Source organism: Mycoplasma sp. Mirounga ES2805-ORL (assembly GCF_017084445.1).
Lineage (GTDB): Bacteria > Bacillota_I > Bacilli_A > Mycoplasmatales > Metamycoplasmataceae > Mycoplasmopsis.
This window is the reverse complement of the sequence record NZ_CP070947.1, coordinates 236,177-258,107: the sequence shown is the minus strand read 5'-3', so window position 1 is coordinate 258,107 and position 21,931 is coordinate 236,177. Positions and strand designations below refer to the sequence as shown.

20 protein-coding genes, 2 tRNA genes and 1 other RNA gene are annotated in these 21,931 nt (G+C 26.5%); 16 read left to right on the top strand and 7 right to left on the bottom strand.

Annotated elements, in window-relative coordinates; all coding sequences use genetic code 4:
* Window positions 1–3: 3 nt before the first annotated feature.
* Window positions 4–1,023, bottom strand: a complete 1,020-nt coding sequence (locus JXZ90_RS01050; RefSeq protein ID WP_205848553.1) for a glycosyltransferase family A protein — start codon at window positions 1,021–1,023, stop codon at window positions 4–6.
* A gap of 10 nt (window positions 1,024–1,033) precedes the next feature.
* A complete protein-coding gene (gene asnS, locus JXZ90_RS01045; protein ID WP_205848552.1) occupies window positions 1,034–2,392 on the bottom strand; it encodes an asparagine--tRNA ligase in 1,359 nt (452 codons plus the stop codon).
* Window positions 2,393–2,812: 420 nt separating this feature from the next.
* Between asnS and JXZ90_RS01040 the strand changes: the two genes are divergently transcribed.
* The 6 genes from JXZ90_RS01040 to JXZ90_RS01015 all read left to right on the top strand — a co-directional run bounded on the left by JXZ90_RS01040 (window position 2,813) and on the right by JXZ90_RS01015 (window position 9,702).
* The gene (locus JXZ90_RS01040) at window positions 2,813–3,115 is read left to right on the top strand and encodes a hypothetical protein (protein ID WP_205848551.1); all 303 of its coding nucleotides are present in this window, start codon (window positions 2,813–2,815) and stop codon (window positions 3,113–3,115) included.
* Window positions 3,115–3,693 (top strand): DNA integrity scanning protein DisA nucleotide-binding domain protein, encoded by a 579-nt coding sequence (locus JXZ90_RS01035; RefSeq protein ID WP_205848550.1) that lies wholly within the window; start codon window positions 3,115–3,117, stop codon window positions 3,691–3,693. The genes JXZ90_RS01040 and JXZ90_RS01035 overlap by 1 nt, the downstream gene beginning before the upstream one ends.
* Window position 3,694: 1 nt before the next feature.
* Window positions 3,695–5,149 carry a magnesium transporter gene (mgtE, locus tag JXZ90_RS01030; RefSeq protein ID WP_205848549.1) on the top strand — a complete coding sequence of 485 codons (1,455 nt, stop codon included), beginning with the start codon at window positions 3,695–3,697 and terminating at the stop codon, window positions 5,147–5,149.
* Window positions 5,150–5,440: 291 nt separating this feature from the next.
* Window positions 5,441–6,721 (top strand): PhnD/SsuA/transferrin family substrate-binding protein, encoded by a 1,281-nt coding sequence (locus JXZ90_RS01025; RefSeq protein WP_205848548.1) that lies wholly within the window; start codon window positions 5,441–5,443, stop codon window positions 6,719–6,721.
* Window positions 6,722–6,749: 28 nt separating this feature from the next.
* Complete coding sequence (phnC, locus tag JXZ90_RS01020) at window positions 6,750–7,664, top strand: phosphonate ABC transporter ATP-binding protein (RefSeq protein ID WP_241003408.1); 915 nt, start codon at window positions 6,750–6,752, stop codon at window positions 7,662–7,664.
* A complete protein-coding gene (locus JXZ90_RS01015) occupies window positions 7,639–9,702 on the top strand; it encodes an ABC transporter permease (RefSeq protein WP_205848546.1) in 2,064 nt (687 codons plus the stop codon). The genes phnC and JXZ90_RS01015 overlap by 26 nt, the downstream gene beginning before the upstream one ends.
* A gap of 79 nt (window positions 9,703–9,781) precedes the next feature.
* Here the strand turns inward: JXZ90_RS01015 and JXZ90_RS01010 are convergent.
* Window positions 9,782–9,866: transfer RNA gene (locus tag JXZ90_RS01010), tRNA-Leu, on the bottom strand.
* A gap of 573 nt (window positions 9,867–10,439) precedes the next feature.
* Here JXZ90_RS01010 and JXZ90_RS03410 point away from each other — a divergent pair.
* Both JXZ90_RS03410 and JXZ90_RS01005 read left to right on the top strand, forming a co-directional pair.
* Window positions 10,440–10,568 (top strand): hypothetical protein, encoded by a 129-nt coding sequence (locus JXZ90_RS03410; protein WP_256432783.1) that lies wholly within the window; start codon window positions 10,440–10,442, stop codon window positions 10,566–10,568.
* Window positions 10,569–10,678: 110 nt separating this feature from the next.
* Complete coding sequence (locus tag JXZ90_RS01005) at window positions 10,679–11,575, top strand: hypothetical protein (RefSeq protein WP_205848545.1); 897 nt, start codon at window positions 10,679–10,681, stop codon at window positions 11,573–11,575.
* A 266-nt stretch (window positions 11,576–11,841) separates the two neighbouring features.
* On the opposite strand, the gene JXZ90_RS01000 is transcribed toward JXZ90_RS01005, so the two are convergent.
* Window positions 11,842–12,741 (bottom strand): nucleotidyltransferase, encoded by a 900-nt coding sequence (locus tag JXZ90_RS01000; RefSeq protein ID WP_205848544.1) that lies wholly within the window; start codon window positions 12,739–12,741, stop codon window positions 11,842–11,844.
* A gap of 84 nt (window positions 12,742–12,825) precedes the next feature.
* Between JXZ90_RS01000 and JXZ90_RS00995 the strand changes: the two genes are divergently transcribed.
* Both JXZ90_RS00995 and JXZ90_RS00990 read left to right on the top strand, forming a co-directional pair.
* A tRNA-Leu gene (locus JXZ90_RS00995) sits at window positions 12,826–12,909 on the top strand.
* 37 nt (window positions 12,910–12,946) lie between these two features.
* The gene (locus tag JXZ90_RS00990) at window positions 12,947–13,408 is read left to right on the top strand and encodes a hypothetical protein (RefSeq protein ID WP_205848543.1); all 462 of its coding nucleotides are present in this window, start codon (window positions 12,947–12,949) and stop codon (window positions 13,406–13,408) included.
* A gap of 51 nt (window positions 13,409–13,459) precedes the next feature.
* Here JXZ90_RS00990 and JXZ90_RS00985 read toward each other — a convergent pair whose 3' ends face one another.
* Window positions 13,460–13,933: a nucleoside 2-deoxyribosyltransferase gene (locus tag JXZ90_RS00985; RefSeq protein ID WP_205848542.1), complete on the bottom strand. Its 474-nt coding sequence runs from the start codon at window positions 13,931–13,933 to the stop codon at window positions 13,460–13,462.
* A gap of 162 nt (window positions 13,934–14,095) precedes the next feature.
* Between JXZ90_RS00985 and JXZ90_RS00980 the strand changes: the two genes are divergently transcribed.
* The 4 genes from JXZ90_RS00980 to JXZ90_RS00965 all read left to right on the top strand — a co-directional run bounded on the left by JXZ90_RS00980 (window position 14,096) and on the right by JXZ90_RS00965 (window position 18,101).
* Window positions 14,096–14,614: a hypothetical protein gene (locus JXZ90_RS00980; protein ID WP_205848541.1), complete on the top strand. Its 519-nt coding sequence runs from the start codon at window positions 14,096–14,098 to the stop codon at window positions 14,612–14,614.
* Between the two features lie 223 nt (window positions 14,615–14,837).
* Complete coding sequence (locus JXZ90_RS00975) at window positions 14,838–16,070, top strand: variable surface lipoprotein (RefSeq protein WP_205848540.1); 1,233 nt, start codon at window positions 14,838–14,840, stop codon at window positions 16,068–16,070.
* A gap of 68 nt (window positions 16,071–16,138) precedes the next feature.
* Window positions 16,139–17,134, top strand: a complete 996-nt coding sequence (locus JXZ90_RS00970; RefSeq protein ID WP_205848539.1) for a hypothetical protein — start codon at window positions 16,139–16,141, stop codon at window positions 17,132–17,134.
* Window positions 17,135–17,273: 139 nt separating this feature from the next.
* A complete protein-coding gene (locus tag JXZ90_RS00965) occupies window positions 17,274–18,101 on the top strand; it encodes a Cof-type HAD-IIB family hydrolase (protein WP_205848538.1) in 828 nt (275 codons plus the stop codon).
* A gap of 53 nt (window positions 18,102–18,154) precedes the next feature.
* Here the strand turns inward: JXZ90_RS00965 and JXZ90_RS00960 are convergent, their stop codons facing one another.
* Complete coding sequence (locus JXZ90_RS00960; protein WP_205848537.1) at window positions 18,155–18,784, bottom strand: hypothetical protein; 630 nt, start codon at window positions 18,782–18,784, stop codon at window positions 18,155–18,157.
* A 92-nt stretch (window positions 18,785–18,876) separates the two neighbouring features.
* Entirely contained in the window at window positions 18,877–19,596 is a 720-nt protein-coding gene (locus JXZ90_RS00955) for a phosphotransferase (RefSeq protein WP_205848536.1), read from the bottom strand.
* A 166-nt stretch (window positions 19,597–19,762) separates the two neighbouring features.
* On the opposite strand from JXZ90_RS00955, the gene lepA reads away from it, so the two are divergent.
* Together lepA and rnpB are read left to right on the top strand one after the other, a co-directional pair.
* A complete protein-coding gene (gene lepA, locus JXZ90_RS00950; RefSeq protein ID WP_205848535.1) occupies window positions 19,763–21,559 on the top strand; it encodes a translation elongation factor 4 in 1,797 nt (598 codons plus the stop codon).
* Window positions 21,560–21,623: 64 nt separating this feature from the next.
* Window positions 21,624–21,900, top strand: an RNA gene (gene rnpB, locus JXZ90_RS00945) — RNase P RNA component class B.
* Window positions 21,901–21,931 lie beyond the last annotated feature (31 nt).

The window sequence follows — 21,931 nt, the reverse complement described above, 5'->3', positions numbered from 1 at the left end:
TTATTATAATTTATCAAATATTTCATCCCATTTATTTTGGTTAGGAAGAGATTTTAAAATACTTGCTTCTACATTTTTAACGTCATTAAGATATAAATTTGTTGTGAAAAATAGTGAATTATTTTCATGATACTTAGTTAATCATGTATACAAGTCAGAAATTAATTTTTTATTTCTTTTGTTTTGAAAATTAGCTTTGTCTGAAAATATGGTTGATGGAGCCGAAAAAATTCTAATTGAATTTGAATTTAATATCCCCCCCAAAACAACATGCATAAAATATAGTTCTGCATATTCCAATTCATGTTTTCTTTTTATTTCATTAACTTCAATTAAGTTATGAATAACTTTGAATTGACTTATGTAATTTTTAGGATTCAATCATAATCCGCTATCAATATGTTCTTTAATTATTTTTAAATCAGAATAAACATAGTTAGATGCTTTTAGTAGTAAGTAATATGTTAGTTCAATACAAAATTTTTCATCTTTAACTTCTTTTGATTTATGCTTAATTAGTTGTTGAACTAATGTACTCTTGTATATTTTATTTGTTATTAATGGAAAACTAAATGCCAAAACTCTAGGATTATCCTGAATATTAATTATTTCATCACTTTCAATTCTTTTGTTTGGCTTTCATTTAATTGTTCCTGATAGATAAGGTTTATATTCTATGACGTCTACGTTTGAATATTTATTAGTTAAATTAACTAGATTTGTAATTACGTTTGGTTTATAGTCATTGTCATAGTTAAGAATTGAAACATATTTTCCAGAAATTAGTCGGAAAGCCGCAACTATATTACTTTGAGTACTTTTTTGTTTACTATTAATTACAAATTTTAGTCTTGAACCAAAGAATGAAATATTTTTATCTAGAACTTTATAAATATCTGAAGATGTTGAATTAATTACTAATATTATTTCAAAATCTTGGTTATTTTGTTTTTTTAAGTTGTACAAAAATTCATCTAATATTTTTTCATTTTTAATTGATGGTGAGATTATTGTTAGATTCATAATTTACCTCCTACATCTTTATATTTCCACTTGTTCTTGGATATGGAATAACATCTCTTATATTATTTACTCCAGTGACATACATCACAAGACGTTCAAATCCAATACCGAAACCACTTGAACCAGCACTGCCAAATCTTCTTAAATCTAAGTATCATTGGAGATCTTCTTGAGAAATTCCAACTTCCTTAGATCTATTTAATAATTTTTCATAATTATTTTCACGTTGGCTACCACCAACTAGTTCTCCTATTCCGGGAACTAATAAGTCAAATGCAGCTACTGTTTCATTATCTTCGTTTTGGTACATATAAAATGCTTTGAATGATTTTGGATAATTAATAACTGCTACAGGGCCGTTAAATATTTTTTCTGCTAAGTATCTCTCGTGTTCTGTTCCTAAATCGATTCCGAATTTAATATCTTTTTCTTCAAAGTTTTCTTTAACTTCTGCTAGTTTAGTAATTGCATCACGATAGTCAATTACATTTAATTTATTTTTAAGGAAATTTTGTAATCTATTTACAATATCTTTATCAACATTTTCCACTAGATAATCAAATTCGAATTTTCTTATTTTAAGAGTATTTTTAATAACTGTTTTTAGTAAATTATCCGCTAGTTGAATAATGTCATTTAATTTCGCAAAAGCAACTTCTGGTTCAATCATTCAAAATTCTGCAGCATGCTTTTTAGTATTTGAATGTTCAGCTCTAAATGTTGGTGCGAATGTATAAACTTGTTTAAATCCCAAAGCATAACTTTCTGCATGCAACTGTCCAGTAACTCCTAAAGTCGCCTTAATATCGTTTCCAAAAAATGGATTTTTTTCATTCCCGTCATTTATATAGAATAATTCTCCTGCCCCTTCTCCATCATTTGAAGTGATGATTGGAGCATTAAAATATAAAAATCCTTTTTCATTAAAATATTTATGGATTTCTAGAGCAAGAGTTGATCTTATTAACATAACAGATTTAATTAAATTAGTTCTGTGGCGAAGATGTGGAATTTCTCTTAAAGTTTCTAAATTAATTGCTTGTTTTTGTATCGGAAAATCTTGATCAACATTATTTAAAAGTTTAATTTTTGAAGTTATTAATTCAAACGGTTGTTGTGCTTTTGGAGTTAAAAAGATTTGTCCTTTTACTTCAACAGATGCTCCCAAACGCATTTCTTCTATAAGATCAAAATTGAAATTACCCTTTATTGTGCATTGTAAATTAGATACCGTTGATCCGTCATTTATAGTGACAAATCTAATTTTTTTATTTCCTCTATTAGAAACAACCCACGCCTTTAAACTGATTGTTTTGTTCAAAAATGATTTAGGTTTTTCAAATATTTCAATAATTCGTAATTTTTTCATAAACATACCTCATTAATATTTAATATATAAAGTATAAAGAGGCATATTGCTAAGCAAAACGCCTCTTTTGATATTTTATTAATAAGTATATTTTAATATTAAACACGAGTTTGCCATGAAGACAATTAGGTGAAAAATTGTTTTCTTACCTATAAAATAAGGTAATTAGGCAATCAATTAACATTGAAAATATACAATATTATTATAACCAAAATTTTAAATATATATCAAACAAATGCCATTTTTTTGAAACTTGTCTTTTTTTACATTTTTTAGTATATTTTTATTCACAAAATCTAAATCTTAATTAAATATTATAAAAAGAATTTTTTAATAAATTAAATATACTAAAATTTATATTATGATTAATTAGTATTAATAATAAATACACAAATAATATTTTATAAAGTCAGGGGTTTTATGGTAAAGATAGATAGAGATCCTATTCTTTGTGAACAAAGAATACAAAAAAGAAGAGAGTTTTTACTTCAACAATACAATGAAAATAAGGAAGAATTATTGAATCCAGCAATAATTCATGTTGACGACCACGTAAAGGGAGAATGTCAAGAATTACATTGTCTAGCAAAATCTGAAGAATTAAGTCCACAAGAACTTAAAAGAATGAAAATTTATAAATATTTACAACTAGGAACCTCTATCCTAGTAATTTTATCGTGTATTTTAGCGGCTGTTTTAATAGGTCGTCTCGGAGGTAAATAATGACTTTGGAAATGATTTTATTGATAACTATTTTGTCAATTGTTTCCTTGATTTTAATAATAATAGTTGCTCCTTACCTAGTCCTTATTTTTAAATCTCGTTTAGTAAAAAATAAATATAATAAATTAGGAAAAAGTAGCCAGATAAGACTTATTAATCAATTACGTGAAAGTGTTGAATATTTATCTAAAAATAAAATCGGTGCTTTAATCACTATTGAAAACAATGATAATTTAGATAATTTGAGAACTGATGGAATAATAGTAAAAGCTGATATATCATCTTCACTGTTAATTTCTATTTTTAATAAAACAAGTCCTCTACATGATGGAGCAGTTATTATAAGAGATAATAAAATTTGATATGTTGGTACTTTCTATAAAATTTCGCGTAAAAGTATTGAAAATGGATATGGCGCAAGACATAGAGCTGCTATGGGCATAAGTGAATTATGTGATGCAACAACAATAATCGTTAGTGAAGAAACCGGAAGCGTTAAATTTGTTAAAAATGGAGCATTCTACAATATAAGAATTGATCAATTCCAAGAACAACTTATTAAGTACTTAAAGGATTAATATGAATGAAGAAAAACAGAAACAACTCGAAGAATTAATAATTCAAATAGTCAACAAAAAAAGTGTGGTTGAAGCTAGAAATTTAATTGATGAAGAACCAACTGCTGATATAGCTGAAATTGTTGATAATTTAAATTTAGAGCAACAATTAACATTTTTAAGAATCTTAAAAACTTCTGAAGCAGCAGAACTTTTTAGTTATTTAGACGAAGAAGTTCAAAAGAATTTAGCGCAAAGTTTTTCTGAAGAATGAGGCATGAATTTACTTCAAGAATTACAAAGCGATGAATTAGCTGATGTTTTAGATGAACTTCCTGCAAATGTAACTAGCAAAATACTAGCATATACTCCTATTGAAAAACGCGAAAAACTTAATAAAGTTTTACTTTATAATGATGATGAAGTTGGAAGTATTATGGGTGTTGATATTTCAAAAATACTTAATACTTTTACTGTGGAACAATCTCTTCATAAAATTAAACGCGATTATAAAAAAAGAAACGCTGAATTAGTTCATTATTATTATGTTGTTGATGGCACTAATAAATTACTTGGTGTATTAACTTTAGAGGAAATTATTTTTGCGGATGAAAATGTTACAATAGATGATATATATAGCCCAGTTGCATCTATTCATTCAAGCGATAAAAAAGAAAAAGCTGCCCAAATTTTTACTGAGCATGATATGAGCGTTCTGCCTGTTACTAATGATGATGGAATTTTAGTCGGTATGATTACAAGTGATGATGTAATTGACATTATAAATGATGAATCGACTGAAGATATGTATAAAATGGCCGGGATAAATCTTCCTAAGGATAATGATTTAGATTATATTAAAACGCCTTGATATAAATTTGTGAAATCAAGAATATTATGATTAATTACATTACTAATATTTGTAACATTAACACAAATAATTATTCATTTTAGTTTAAACAATATTGTAACATTAAATTCAACTAATAAGTCAGTTATTGAAACTTATTCGCTAGTAATTGCTTTAGCTGCAGTCGTTCCCACAATAACTAATAGTGTTTCAAACAGCGGAACTCAAGCTAATATAAGTATTTCAAGAGCTTTATCTCTTAATGAACTGGAGAAAAAGGACTATACAAAAGCTATTGTTAAGGAATTATTAGTTGGTCTAGTACTTGGTTTAACACTTTCTATAGTTAATATTGCAAGACTTTCAGTATTTTATGCAAGCACCGGTGATTTGCTAAAAGAATTCTCTCATTCAAAATCTTATTGAGTAATAATTATTGCAACGTCTATTGCACTATTTATTTCAATAGTAATTGCAAAAGTTTTAGGAGCTGTTATACCTATTTTATTTGCCAACTTAAAGAAAGACCACTCATCAATATCATTTTTAGTATTAAATATATTGAATTCTATATTTTCAACATTATTAATATTTGGGTTCTCATATTGAATTTTTAATTTAATTTAATAATTATTTTTTAAATTAAAATTAAGCCTTCGGGCTTTTTTATTTATTATCTTTTATAAATAGATATGAAACGCTTTTTCATATTTTTTAATTTTTAGACAATAAATTTTAAATATTTCTTTTTTAAATTTTATTTGAATTATTATTGTTTTGTAATGAAAGAATAGTAATTACCATCAAATTTAGTGGCATTTTTAAAATCAATTTTTATTAAGATTTTTAAGCACTATGTCTATAAATTTGGTTGCACAAATATATAAGAAAGTAAAAAATATTTTAAGGAAAGAAAAAATGAAAAAATTTAGTAAATTAGGTTTTATTGCTATATCAGCATCAACAGTTATTGCTGCTCCAGCATTATCAGCGGGATGTAGTAAAAAAATAAATATGAATGTGACTGTAAAAACAGCCGGATATTCAGATTCAGTTGCAAAATTAATTCAAAAAGATATTACAGTTACTGGCGCATGATCGGATGCGGTTACTGTTTATGGAGCTAAAAAATTCCCTGATGAATACAAAAAGGTTAAGGCAATTGGTGTTACTGACTTTATCCAAAATGACGGTATTCAAGCAAGAGGAACATTAAAAGCTGACGATGTTAAAGGCGTACAACAAATGTTTATTAATGTAATAAATGAAGCTGCAAAACAAGCTAAAGGCAAACCTGAAAGTGCCACAAGTTTAACTTGAGATTTTGGAAAGAAAAAAGATGGAAAAACAGTTTGTGAATCAATATTTAAGATTTACAACCATGACGGTTATTCAGCTGTAGCTTTAGATGCTGAATTAAAAATAAATGCTAATGGCGACATGAAAAAAGCATATCAAACTCCTTTAGAACAAGGGGGAGACTATTTTAACAATGATGGTACATGAAAGACTAATGCTAAAGCTTTAGAAATACAATTTATTCCATCAGGTGATGCTACAATCGTTAAAGAAGCCACTGCTAAATTAGAAAAATATATAAACGAAACATTAAAATTTAAAGTAAAAATTACAGTATCAAGTAATTATAATGCTGCTGCTCAAGCACTAAGTAAAGATAGTATTGACATTGCATTCTTGCCAGTTGATACATGAGCAAAATTATCAGGCAAATCAAACTTCATAGTTCAAGCAGGTAGAGATGTTCAAATTATTGACCCTTATCTAGAAGGCAATCCAGCTGCTCCAGCATTAAATAATGAAATTGAGTTAATCAATGCCTTTAATCACTATAAAGAATTTAATAACAACAATTTATATGTTTCAGGCAATAAGTCAGAAAGACCAACCGCAGTCGTAGAAGGTTATTCAGCTAATTTAAAAAATGCTGTAGATAACTTAAAAGAAGGAACCTTACCACCTGTTGGATACTATAGATCATACATTTTTGCACGTACAGATTCAGAAATTTACAGATTAGTAACAAATGCTATAAAAGAACAAGGCGCTAATTGAAAACTAAAATGAGATAATGTTAAGCAATATGTAAAATTTGGTTATACATCAACTACATCTTCTTCATCATACACATACCCTGAACATTGATTTGCAAAACACTTTGATGGTTTTGAATCATTTTAGTTAATTCTTAATGATTAGATTAAAAAAAATGAGTAAAACGAATAAAATGGAACAAAGTTCCAATTTAATTAATAATGTTGATTGAAACATTAAGTGAAATAATGTTTCAAAAGTTTATGAAAACGGAAAAAAAGCGTTGACAAATGTCAACGTTTCTATTAACCAGGGTGAGTTTGTTGCTATTATAGGACTTAGTGGTGCAGGTAAAACAACACTAATTAAAACTGTTAATAAAATCAATGATATTACTGAAGGACAATTAACAGTTGGTCCCTATGACTTATCAAAAATCAAAGGTTCAAAATTGAGAAAATTTAGAACTAAAATCGGAATTGTTTTTCAAAGATATAACCTAATTGAAAATATTTCTGTTATTCAAAATGTTCTTACAGCACGATTACCACAGATGCCCAAATGAAGATCATTTTTTGGACTATATTCAAAAAATGATGTTGATTTTGCTTATCAATGTCTTGCGAAAGTCAACATTCTTGAAAATGCTTATGATTTAGCAAAAGACCTAAGTGGTGGCCAAATGCAACGTGTAGCTCTGGCTAGAACACTAGCACAAGAACCTAAAATTATATTGGCTGATGAACCCGTTGGTGCTTTAGATCCTATAATGGCTAAAAATGTTATGGATGGGTTCCTATTAGTTAATAAGATGGATAAAATAACCGTTTTAGCTAATTTACATCATGTTGATTTAGCACTTCAATATGCGGATCGTATCATCGGTGTTAAATCTGGTGAAATTGTTTTTGATGACACATGAGATAAAGTTAATTTAAGCGTTTTAAAATCAATATACGGTGAACAATTAGAACAATTTGATGAAGAACAATTTCATGAAACTAAAAGAAAAAGAAAAGCTGTTCAAGATAATATAAAAGAAGTTATAAACAAATACAAAAATAATGAACAAAAACAAAAAAATAAATAAATTCCTTATCTTTAAAGACAAATTTGTTAATTTCTTTAGGCCTAATTTTGTTGATATTAATGGTCAAAAAGTTACGAAAAAATTTCCTTGACTTGTTATTGTAAATTGGGTAGTTGGCAGCATTCTTATTATTCTTTTATTTAAAAAAATAAATCCAGATTTTAAAAATTCATATAAATTATTTCATGAACTTCATCTCTTTTTTAGAGTAGGAAATGCTGAAATAGGAGATTTAGGTAGTGTAACACCTTCTGAAACTTTTGTTGACTCATTATCATTACTTTGAACAACTATTGTGTATTCTGTAATAGGAACAATTTTTGGAATTATTTTATCAATCCCATTAGCTTTATTTAGTTCAAAAAACTTTATTAAGACACCTTTTGTGTATGTTCCTACAAGAATATTTATGTCAATAATTAGAGCTATACCTCCAATTATTTTCCCATTTCTTTTCTTCCAGCTTGTAAGTCCGGATTTATCTGCATCTATATCTATTGGAATATTTGTCGCTTCTTTAATGACAAAATGGCTATATGAAGATTTAGACACATATGATGTGTCAACATATCTAGGTATGCTTTCAATTGGCAATACTAAATTTCAAGCATTTAGAAAAAGCATATTGCCATATTTAATCAGAAGAATTGTTACATATGGATTATATTCATTTGAAATGGTTGTTCGTTTCGCTGCAATTTTAGAAGTTGTTGGTATTCAAACAATAGGTACATTGTTAAATGATGATTATGCAACTCCAAATAATTGATCTCATATGTCTATTGTTCTTTGAGTTTTGGTTGCATTCATGATAATTATTGAACTTTCTAATTGAGCTATTAAAAAATATATTCTTGATTTTAAACCTAAGCATTCAATTATTAATCCTAATGATCCTTATGATATTCAAGTTAAGAAATTAAGAAAACAAAAACCTAAAATAGCTTATGTCAAAGGCACTTTGGTAATCTTCATTCTTTTATTAACTATTATAGTATTAACACAAATTGAATGAGGAATTGCTAATAAAATTAAGATTAGACAATTCGGATTAGGAATTAAAAAATTATTTAATCCTAAATGAGAACTATATGAAAATTGAAATTCGGGTTCCCATCCTATTAAGTTAGGATTAGAAGCAATTATGGTTGCAATTGCATCTTCTATAATTGGACTTGTTTTAGCTTTATTTTTTGGAATTGTCGCTTCCAAAAAAATAACCGGTTGATTTTCAGCACCATTTAAGTTAGTAATAATTGTTATTAGAGCAATTCCCCCATTTACATTAGCCCTATTATTTCTATTAATGAAAGGAGATTCATTATTATTTGTTGGTGTTTTAGCATTAGGTATTCACTCTATTGGAATGCTAGGAAAACTAATAACTGAATCAGTTGATAGAATAGATGATGATGTATTTATTTCCTTAGATTCTGTAGGTGCTAATTGATATCATAAAATTAAATATGTTGTTATTAAAGAAATCATGCCGATTACATTATCAAACTTCTTATATAGAATTGAAATCAATTTTAAGAGTACGGTTGTAATTGGAGCAGTTGGGGCATCAGATTTTGGTTTAGAAATAATAACAAGTTCGTCAAATTCTGATAATTGAGATAGACTAAGTGCGTTTTTAGTTTTTACAATAATTGTCCTTTTAGCACTTGAACAAGTTTCAAATATGATTAGAAAAAAACTAATGAAAGGATACTTTTTAGAACAAAATTCTTGAATTAAACGCTTGATTTTCAAAACTAAAATGTTAACTTCATTAAGTATTTGCACAAGTAAAAATATTGTTTTCGATAACAATTATAAAGCTGCTGATTACAACATAGCAAAATACAAATACGATAATTTAATTTATTTAAATAGCAGCATCAAAAATGTAGATTCTTATGAATATAAAAAAGAAGTAAAACAAACAAAATTAAATGTGAAAAAATTAAATAAGCAATATAAATTGGAGTTAAAAAATATGCAATCAAATGTTTTTAATAAATTTCTTGAGAAAAAATCTAATTCTATAGTTTAGATTTGTGAAATAAAAAAATAACTCGTTTTGAGTTATTTTTTTTGTAAATCAAAATTGTATTTTACGCTATTTTAATATATGGTGCCCGAGACAGGATTTGAACCTGCATGAGTCTCCTCACTAGATCCTTAGTCTAGCGTGTCTGCCAATTTCACCACTCGGGCTTAATAACTTAATTATTTTAGCATATATTAATCTAATAATTAATTGTAATTTTAAAACTTCTTCTCTAAATATGAATTCTCAATCAATTTGGCACACCCCTATTCTCAATCAATTTGGCACTCTTTAGTTTGTTAATATTTTATAGGTAGTTTTACATTGTATTAACATAAAAATTAAAAACGAAAGTTTGACAAAATATGAGCAAAATCAAAAAAATGTAATTGAATACATTATTCGTTTTCCAAATTTAACAAGGAATCAATATGCTAAAAAGTTTAATCTTTCAATAAGAACTATACAAAGAATTTTGAATAGTATCAAAAGGCATAGCGAAAGTAATGAAGTTATATTAAAAATTTCACATGGTAATAAATAGAATAAAGCTGCTCTTAAATGTGAAGATGACACCTTTTATGAAGAAAACAAAGAACTGCTTAAATTTGAAAAAGACAATTTACCACAAGATCGAAATAATCATATTTCATATGAGAATTGATATTCATTAATTAAAGAAAAATATGAATTTTCAAAATCAACATTTTATAAAAGGTCATTAAAACTCAGGTTTTGTAGTGGGTTATGCTTCTAAAAAAATTAGAAGAAAAGCTAAACGTATTGCACAAGAAGTTAAGGACAAAACGGAAGATCCTATTGTTAAAATAGTATATAAACAAAATATAAAATGACTTAATGAACGTTAAAAATCAATCTCTAACAAGGTAAAAAACATTTTCATTCTTTTGGACAATTAGTTGAAGTTGATGGTTGTTTTCACAACTTTTGAAATAATGAAAAAGGTGTTCCTGAAAAGGTGTGTATATATCATGCTGTAGATGCTGGTACAGGCATGTTATTAGCTCTATGAGTTGAAAAGGAAGAAACAAATATTGGTTATCAAAAGTTATTTGAAGAATTATTTAAAAATTATGGATTACTGCAAGTTGTGTATAGTGATTGTAGAACAACAATGCACAATGGTAAGGATTACGAAACTCCCTTTGCTATAGCATTATATAAAAAAAATATTGAATTAGTTTCTTCAACTAATCCTAAACATAAACCCAATGTTGAGCGCTCATTTGACATAGCTCAAAAAAATTACCCATTGCATTTTCATTTAAATAAAATCAATTCAATTGAAAAATTGCAAAACGAAAAACAAAAAGTTATTGATGAATATAATAAAAAATTCAAAAAAGTTTTAAGTAATAAGCAAAATGTTTTTAGAAAACCTAATAAGGCTCATTTGGAAGATAAAATGATTTTGAAAATAAAAAGAAAAGTGTTAAATGGTGTTGTTAAATACGACAACAAATATTTAGCTCCTTTTGACGAAAATAATAATAGAGTTTACATGGATGATAATTCAACAATTTGGTTAGGAATGAACTCTCCTGGTAATGTTTGTTTTATAACTAATAATAAAATATATAAAGCTTTAGAACCTAAAGGGCATCAGCTATCAAAAAATGAAATTTTAATGATAAAACTCGGCACAGATCCAACAATTGTATATTCAAGACAAATTTCAAAATTCTATAATATGAATAGAAAATTTACTGAGTCTAACATTGAGAAAATAAAAAAAATTATTCATGATAGAAGCAATGAAGAAGATAACAGCTTGGTTATAAATATGCTTAAAGAAATAATTATTGATTTAAAAGAAAATCTAATAGAAATAAAAAAAGCAAATCCCAAAAACTAAGACTCGCTTGTATAAAACATAAATTTATTTAAGAAATTTATGAATTAACAAGTTAATAATACCAAAAACATAGCAAAACAAAATGCTATGTTATTTTAATTTTTCAATTTTTAAGAGTTTGAAAAAAAGTAAATGTAATATTTATGTAAATTCTTAAATAAAAACTAATTATTTTTCTAAAAAAAGTACCTTTTTATATCAATAATTTAACTTGTTAAAATAGTGACAAAATGATTGATAATTAACACTAATAATTAATGGGAATTTTAAAACTTCTTCTCTAAAACTCAAGATATTATTCTCTTGATTCTAGATGAAGTGTAACGTTTAGATGTGCATTTATTAACAAAATCTTCATAAGTTTTTGCATTAATATTTTTTAATAGTAAATTTTCAATGCCTTCACTGATAACGGGTATTTTTTGAAGTTTTTCTATATCTATAGATTTCATTATCTTCTGGAATTCATTGTAATGATTTTGAACATAATCAACAGAGTTTATATCAATTTTAATTGGCATATATTGAGAAACGTCTTTATTATTTTTAATCAAATTTCTTATAAGGCTTGCAGATGCATATTTTTCAAGAGGCTCAGTAGAATGAAATGGTATATTTCTTTTAATGGTTATTATTTCGATTTTTAAATTATTTTTAATAATGGTCTTTACATATTCTAAACCCAAAATATCATTTGGCATTGTGTAGTTTTTTGAAGATAATTCTTGTAGAGCTAAATTAGAAGCTTTTGGAAAGGAAATTTTTTCTAATTTCATTATTTTTCTAGTTAATGCGTAAAATTTTGTTTCATTTTCTACAAGTATTTTTGCACACTCAATCATAGTTTCTGAATCATTTGTTTCTGAACCAAAAACTAATCTATCAATACCATATTCATTTAATTTTTTTATTGCATTTTGTGCAAAGATATGTGCAGCCTGAACGGTTTCTTCAAATGATAATTTCAAGATTTTATTTATTCCAAATTTTTTTGCAATTTCCACTCTTTTTTCAAAAGGGAGAACATTTATTTCACCTCTTTGAGTATATTTATCGCTCATAACAATCACAATTTCTTCCTCCGGGAAATTTTCTTTAATGAAATTTATTTGTTTTAAGTGGCCATTGTGAAATGGATTATATTCAACTACTATTCCTATAGACATAATTTAATTTATACCAAATTTATGACAAAGTATTTTTTTAATTAGTAAATAATTTTATATAATTTCAATTTATAATATAAGTATGCCCAAGTGGTGGAATGGTAGACACCGTAGACTCAAAATCTACTGGAGAAATCCGTGCAGGTTCAAGTCCTGTCTTGGGCACCAAATGATTTTTAATCACCATAATAATTAAGGGGAAGGCATGGCAAACACCATCATAACTAAAGTTGAATTCAACCGAAGATTAAAAAATAATTTGCTCTTAATTAAAAAATCTAATAAAGTTTTATGAGTGAGTTTTGTTTTAAATTTATTATCATCATTAACAGTATTGGTCTTCTTTACGTTTAAATATTTGAAGTTAGATTTTGTTGATAACACTAGTGTTGATTTGTATTTTTATATTTTTGGTTCAATAGCACTATTATCTTCATTAATTCAAGTATTTTTCGGTGTAAAAAGTGTAACCTGCCTTAGAAATATCAAGTCAAAATTATCAACTTGAGTTTTAACGGCATGTCTATTTTCTGTATTTATTTATCTAGGTTCTTTATCAATTTATAAATTTACAAACTATGATAATAGCAACAATTTAATAGTTATAATAATTAATTGCATTCCACTAATTGCTTATAGTGGTTTAACAATTGGGGCTTTGTATTAAAAAAATAGATTTTAAAGTCTATTTTTTAATTGCTATTTTTAGGTTTTTAATTTATTCTAGTTCTTTAATTAATTCTTCAACTGATGACACAACTTTTCCATTTTGTTTAATTGCTCCAATAACAAATAAGTTAAAGTATGCAAATTGATTTTCAACAAGTTCATCAGCTATCAATTTTAATTTAGGATCATCGAGTTTTGATGAACCTGTTTTACGTGGATCTGTTGTTAAGCCAATAATCTTTTTGTTTGTAGCTGCAAAAAGACCAATTTCAGTACAAACACCCGGGTCTATTACTAATCCATCTAAAACAGCAACTAATATATCAGATTTGTCCAATTCATCTTTATCTGCCTTATAGATATCTTTTGATGTAGCGCATTTTGTTTTATCATTTATTGATAAATTTTCTTGAGGTAGGTATACCTCATATTTACCTAATCCTCTTATTTTTTTAACCACTTCTGCATTGAATGTAGTATCTGCTTTGCTAAATAATGCATTTGCAAAATATATTCTTTTCATATTACTCCTTATGTTTTAAAAACACTTATACAATAATTATTTTAATAAACACAACCATTATATTTTAAAGATATAAGATTAAAAGTATCTTAACAATTTATTTTTAGTGTATTATTTACTTATTAATTCTAATAACTCCTATTATTTGAAAGGAATTTAAGTATGAAGTACAACAAAAAATTATTATTTGCTCTAGGAACCATTTCAATTTCTGCAATGCCTTTAGCTACATTATCTTGTGGCGGCAAAGGTGGAAGTAGTTATAAATCTGAGAGAGCTGATTTAATAACTCAAGTTAGAAATGCAAACATTTTAGCTAAATCATTACTGGCTACTGATTTTAAATCATTACCAGCCTCTGAAACTCAAAATATAAGTCAACTTATAGCTAAATCAGAAAATCTTTTCTCAGATCCTTATTTTATAGAAGAAACAGGCGACATTAAACTTCTCTACGCACAATTATCATTTGAGTTATTGTTACTTGAAAACAATAATGCAATTAATACTAAATTATATAAAGAAGCTTCTACTAAAGATAAAACTAAGTTTGACGACATTTTTAAGGAAACAAAAAAATTTACTGATGGAATTAAAAGTAACGATGATAAACTAAGTAATTTAGTTAAGATTATTAAAAAATTAGAGACATTAGCTAGGTTTTATAAATCGGTGGAGTAAAAATATAATCATAAAACAAATATATTTAATAAATAATATTAGCTCATAATAAAGAGCTTTTTTTATGCCTTTTAAACGAATTATGAAAATAATGTGATTTACTTTTTCATATTTTTTAAAAAAATATTAATTTATTACTATCAATTTTTGATTGCATTATATTTTTAATGTAATTATTAATAGAAAAAAGAAAAGAGGATATGGGTAAAACCATGAAATAAATATGAAAAAAATTAAAAAATTTTTAATGTTAGGAAATATATTTTCAATTGGTATATTTCCTGCTGTAGCAATTAGCTGTGGAAACGAAACTAAAAAAGAAGAAAAGAAGGATGAAAACAAAAAAGAAGATCCTAAACCTCAACCAAAACCTGGTGAAAATGAGTCAGGCACAAACATTACAAAGAAGACAGTTGAACAAAAATTAGATGATTTTGCAGAAGAGTTAAAGTCATCAATGTCTATTGTTAAAGGCAAAGAATCGCAATTCTATTTAGCGATAAATGAAAATAAAGATTTTTATTATGACTTTACACAACACAAATTGCTTGCTGTTGAAAATGGAAAACACCCTGATTGAAAAAGCACTAATAAGGAATATTTAATTGAATTTGAGGGCGTTAATTTTCCAAAATATTGACAACCAACCAGTGCAATTAAACCTACATACACATCAAGTGATGGGTCAGTAAAATTAAGTGGCAAAATTGACTGAAAAATAAATGAAGACAATAATATAATTTTTACCTTTAAGGCTGGTATTTATAAGGTAAATGATAATAAATTATCAAATAAAGTAGTTGATGTTAATTTAGGTAAAGCTAAGACAAGCGAATATACAAAAAAATTAGAAGAATTAGCTAAGAATGAAAAATTAGTTTCATTTGACTATCCTAATAAAAAAGATACATTATTAAGCGACGCTAATATAGATCTTATTGTAAAAACAATTCCTGACGGATACGAATTAGTTGAATATAAAGCTGTTAAAAATGAAGAAGTTGATTATTATGACATAACCATTATCTTTAAGCTAAAACTAAAAGGTGAAGATGTTATGTCAATTAAAAATCAACAATATACAATAAAAGGATTTAAGAAAACACAAGCAATTTTAGATAATGAAGCAAAAGCAGTAAAGGAAATTGAAAAACAATTTTCAACATTAAAATTAAAAATAATTGATGAGAAAGCTTATCAAAATTTAATAACTAAAAAAACAGTTCTTAACTTTGATAATAAACCAAATTTCGCCGTTTTTGATTTCGATAATAAACAATATTTACCTGAAATTTCAAATGTTGTTATTGATAATTTCACAATAAAAGCAACCGTTAAACTTGTTGCAAAAAGTAATAGTGATATTTTCTTTGAAAAAGAAGTTACTGCAGATAGCGACTATGTAAAAGGCGTTAATCCACACTCAATGGATGAACAAAATCAAAAAAATATATAAGTGATAATTTAGAAGATAATGCAACAATTAGACCATTCTTTAGTAAAGACAAAACTTATATTCAAAAATTGAACAATGGTAAATTAACAAATAAATCATTTTGATTAGATTCGAAAGACAATTCATTAATCTATAACTTTTTAAGCGTTAAAAAAGTTGGCGAAAAATATTTTGTTACAGTTGAAGCTAAGTTTGTTGATTGAGTAGAAAGTCCTGTTGTCAAAAAAGATCTAGAAATAACTTTCGATAAATTAGGTATTGAAAAATTAAACGAAATGAAAATAAAGAAAGGTCAACAACCTATTTCTGATATATTTGCACCGTCCGCAACCTTAAATAATGAAGATTTTGAACCTGATTTATCATTAGAAAATTTTGTAGATACTGATGAAGATAACCAAGAAGCTAACTATCTAGCTCCTCAACTAAATAAAGCCATTAAAAAAATAGACCATCTTTATTGTTGAGATGAAGAACTACTTAAAACATGAAAAGATGAATTGCCAACAAAGCCTTTAATTCAAACTTTTAACTTTGATGATGAAAAATTGAAAAATAAAACAAATTTATACTTTTTTGCAAATAATAAGTACATAACAGATGAACAAATTGTTTACGTGTTTTCTAAACCTAAATTAGAAACTGATAATAGATTATCAGTAAAAGTTACATTAGTTGTTCTTCAAGATTTTAATGCAAATACAGTTGATAAAGCAAAGTGTGCTTCAAAGAGAATAATAATTGATGAGAGCAAAACAGGTGAAAAAGAGTTTGATAACTATGTTTTGAAATTTAATTTGGACAAAAAAATTGCTAATAAGGAAATAGTTGCTGATTTCACCGGCAAAGAAGAAATAAAAGCTGAAGATATTTACAAAAATAAAGATAATTTTGATTTAACAAAACTAGTAGTAACTGGTTTATCGCAAAATCAAAAAGTTATAGCAGTTAATATAAGTAAAAATTCTAAAAATGGAACATTAAAACTACAATTAAAAGTTGTTGAAGATTCAAAAGAAGCATGAACAACATGAAATCTTATTGAAGGCTTCAAACAAGCTTAATCTGAAATAATTCATATAATATAGCCATTGGCTATATTTTTTCATATTTTAGTATTTAAACTAAAATATCTATCAAGCGAAATTAAAAATTTATATAATTTTTTATACTTATAAAATTAATTAGTTAGGAGTAAAACATATGAATGAAAAACTAATATTTGCATATGATCTGGATGGGACATTAATGTTTAATGGCAATGAAATGAATTCAGAGACAATTAATGCTCTAGAAAAAGTTAATAATCAAGGGTATATAAATGTTGTTGCCACAGGTAGAGCATTAGCTAGAGCATTGCCTATTTTAGATTTGGTTAAAGGAATTGATTATTTTATCTGTTCCAATGGAACAATTATTTACGATGTTAAAAAGAAGAAAACAATTATTCTAGGTCAAGTAGATAAAGATATTTTTTATGATGTTTTTCCATATGCTCTCAAACATAATTTAATTATGAGAATGGATTCAATCACAGGTTCTATTGATTGAATGAAAAATAAACAAAGTCCCGATTGAATGAAAGATGAAGAAGTTATGGACATGAGTTCAATTAATCTTTTGGATGATGAAGAATTTAAAAATGAAGCTTTAGATCCAAATAAAACATGAATTCAAGTAGCATTACGTAGCTCAAAAAATGAAGCCCAATGCCATACTAATTTTTTCGCTAATCTTTACAATAATAAGTATAGTGTAACATTAACTAATGGAAGATATACTGATATAAACCCTTTTGGTTATACTAAGTGAACTGGTATTCAATCTTTATTAAGCATTTTAAAACTCGAAGATTATAAAATTATTAGTTTTGGAGATTCAGGAAATGATGTTGAAATGCTGCAAAAAGCTAACTTTGGCTTTGCAATGGCTAATGCTTCTGCCGAAGCAAAAGAAGCAGCGGATGAAGTTATAGGTTACAACACGTCTAACACAATAGCTAATAAAATTCTTTCATTAATTAAGCGTTAATTATATTTTGATTATATATATGTATGTATTAAAAAAAATGCCGGAGCATTTTTTTATTGAAAACCATATTGATCATTGTCTAATTCATATGTTGATTCATATAATCTTTTCTTTTCTTTTTTGATTCTTGCTAATTCAGAAACGGCTCCAATTATTCCTGATACAAATGCAAGAATTAGAGATAGTCATAAGACAAGAGGTATATATCAATCAAATAATTTTAAAGATTCTATTTTAAATAGAGTACCAAAGTGCAACAATGCAAAACTAGATATTCAAACTAAAAATGAAATTAGAAGTAATGAACCTGTTACAAATTTGTGTTTAATAAATGATTTAATCATTACTATAATTATTATTATTAAGAAAATTAGAGAAAATAGTAAGTGGAAAGCCAATGAGACTGCTGCTGAAATAAATATTGCTTTTTCGGCCATATCACCATTATTAAAAATATCTTTATAGTCTGAAAAACCGCCTTTAAATAAATGATAGAAAAAATCTGTTGTAAATGCTGCGTAAGCTGAGATTAATTTAATAAAAAATTCAGGTAATTTTTCAAAAAGATTAGGTTTTTTAAGAATAAAAATAGTAAGTATGTTTGATAGTATAAAAAATGTGGAAATTAATGATATTGAAATCAAACCAGAGTATTTAATTCTTTTAATTTTTTTAGTATTCATGTAGTATTCTCCTTAAGAATTTAATATATATAATCTAACAATATTATATATTATTGGTTAGTGAATAAATGTAAATTTATAAAATAAAAGATTTATCAGTTTATTGTACTAATAAGTTTATTTGCTTTATTTTTATATGGCGTTACATCAAAAGGTATTGTTTTTTGAGCTAATCCTCATGTTACAACTAAAAAGTTCACTAAAACTTTCATCTTTTGAATTTCGTTATAGTCATAATCATTATAGTTTTTTAAAAATACTGTTTCTTCTTCACTATTTAGTTCAGCACTTTCTATAAAATATGCTAAATCAAAATGTTTATTTCCCATTGTTGCATATTCTCAATCAACAATAAATATTTGTCCATTGTTGTTTTTAACCATATTTCTTAATCACAAGTCGTTATGTAAAGGTACTGTATTTTTCATTAAATCTAAAACTTTATTTATGTAAATCATAGTATTTTTTATAAATTCATCATTTAATTTTTTTTCATTAATTATTCTTAAATATTCATTAACTCTATCTCTATGATTTGAATTTGGAAAGCTAAGATTTGAATTATGTAGTTCTACTAAATGTTTAGCTATTATTTCTAGATTTTCATCACTTTTTGTTGGTTGGTTTCCTTCAATAAATTCTCAGATTAATTGATTATTTTTATTGCTAATTAGTTTTGGCACAAAAGAAAATTTTTTTAACAATTTATAATCAATGTTATGGTTGAATCCTGTAAAAATTTGGTCTTGAATAAATTTATCATCTTCACGAAACGAAGTGTTAGTTAGTCCTGTTTTTATTTGTGTTTTCATATAAACCTCCATTTGAAAATACATTCTTAATTTTAATATAATAATTTTTAAATTTAAATGTATATTCATATTTATTTTGTTTGATGTAATATGAAACTTTTAATTTAAAATTAAATAATAATTATTTACCCTTTTTAAAGGTAAAATAATTAAGAAAAAGGTGAAAATGGATAAAAATAAGATAAGAAATTTTTCGATAATAGCTCATATTGATCATGGAAAAAGTACGCTTGCTGACCGTATTTTAGAACTAACTGGTACAGTTAGCCAACATGATATGGATAATCAGTTATTAGACACGATGGATTTAGAGCGCGAGAGAGGCATAACAATTAAATTGAATGCTGTTCAAATTAAATATAAAGATTATATTTTTCACCTAATTGACACACCGGGTCATGTGGATTTTACTTATGAAGTATCTCGTTCATTAGCTGCTAGTGAAGGTGCATTGCTTTTAGTAGATGCAACTCAAGGTATTGAAAGTCAAACTTTAGCTAATGTTTATTTAGCATTAGAAAATAATTTAACAATTATTCCTATTATAAACAAAATAGACTTACCTTCCGCTGATGTTGAAAGGTCTAAAAAAGAGATAGAAAGTGTTATTGGGATTCCAACTGATAATGCAATCGCAATTTCTGCTAAAACAGGTTTAAATTGTGAACAAGTTTTAGACGCTATTGAAAAATACATTCCCGCTCCTAGTAATGCTGATGATAAAAAACCATTAAAAGCATTGATTTTTGATTCATATTTTGATGAATATAGAGGTGTTATTCTTTTGGTCAGAATATTTGAAGGTTTTATAAGAATTGGCGATGAATTTAAATTAATGTCAAACAATAAGGAATTTCACGTTACTGAATTGGGTGTTAAAAATCCTAAAGAATTTAAAAAAGAATATCTTGAAGCTGGCGAAGTTGGCTGAATAGCAGCTGCAATAAGAACTGCTGAAGGTATTAATGTTGGAGATACAATTACATTAATTGATAATCCAGCGTTAGAGCCACTACCAGGTTATAAGAAAAAACAACCTGTTGTTTTTACCGGTTTTTACCCAATAGATACAAAAGACTATATGGAACTAAAAGAAAGTTTAGAAAAAATAGCCTTAAGTGATAGTTCAATATCTTGAGAACAAGAAACATCTAAAGCCCTAGGGTTTGGATTCCGTGTTGGTTTTTTAGGTATGTTGCACATGGAAATTTTACAAGAAAGACTTAATCGAGAATATAGAATTGGTATTATTGCTACAAGTCCAAGTGTTGAATATAACGTCTATAAGACTAATGGTGAAGTAGAAAAAGTATCTAATCCATCATTGCTTCCTGATCGCGGTTTAATAGATTATATTGAAGAGCCTTATATTAAAGCTTCAATAATTCTACCTACTGAATACATTGGTAATATTATGGAATTATGTCAATCAAAAAGAGGAACATATGTTGATTTAGAATATATAGATGATAGAAGATCTAGATTGATATATGAGATGCCTTTAGCCGAAATAGTTTTAGATTTTTTTGATAGACTAAAAAGTGCAACAAAAGGTTACGCCTCATTTGAATACGATGTAATAGGCTATAAAACAAGTGATTTAGTCAAAGTTGATATTTTACTTAATGGTGAAAAAGTAGATGCTTTTTCAATAATAACTCACAAAGATTATGCTTATTCTAGAGCGAGAGATTTAACAGAAAGATTAAAACAAGAAATACCGAGACAAAATTTTGAGGTTCCAATTCAAGCAACAATAGGTGCTAAGATTATTGCTCGTGAAACAATTAAAGCTTATAGAAAAGATGTTACTTCCAAATTACATGCTTCTGATTTGAGCAGATATAAAAAACTACTAGATAAACAAAAAGCAGGTAAGAAAAAAATGAAAAAGTTAGGCAGGGTTGAAGTTCCTCAAGAAGCTTTCCTAAATATATTAAAAACAAATATTGACAAAAAATAAAGTCAATATTTTTTTAATTAAAATTCTTTTATTGTGAATTTAAACAATAATAGTAAAATTGAGAAGCATTGGCCAACAGCTGCTTTTATTTTAAAAGTAGAGGAAAGTCCACGCTAGCACAACCTGCGATGGTTGTAGTGTTCATGCTAGATCCAATAAATCTAGGCTTAGACGACAAGTGCCACAGAGACGAGAATTGTGAAACGCGGTAAACTCCATGAGCTAGAAACCCAAATTTTGGTAGGGGAATTTTTCTATAAGAATTGAATTTATGAAAAAAATCACTAAGTGATTAGATAAATTGTTGGCGCCTGAAAAGGTACAAAACGTGGCTTATAGATGCAGCAGCTTCGGCTGCTTTTTTTATATTTA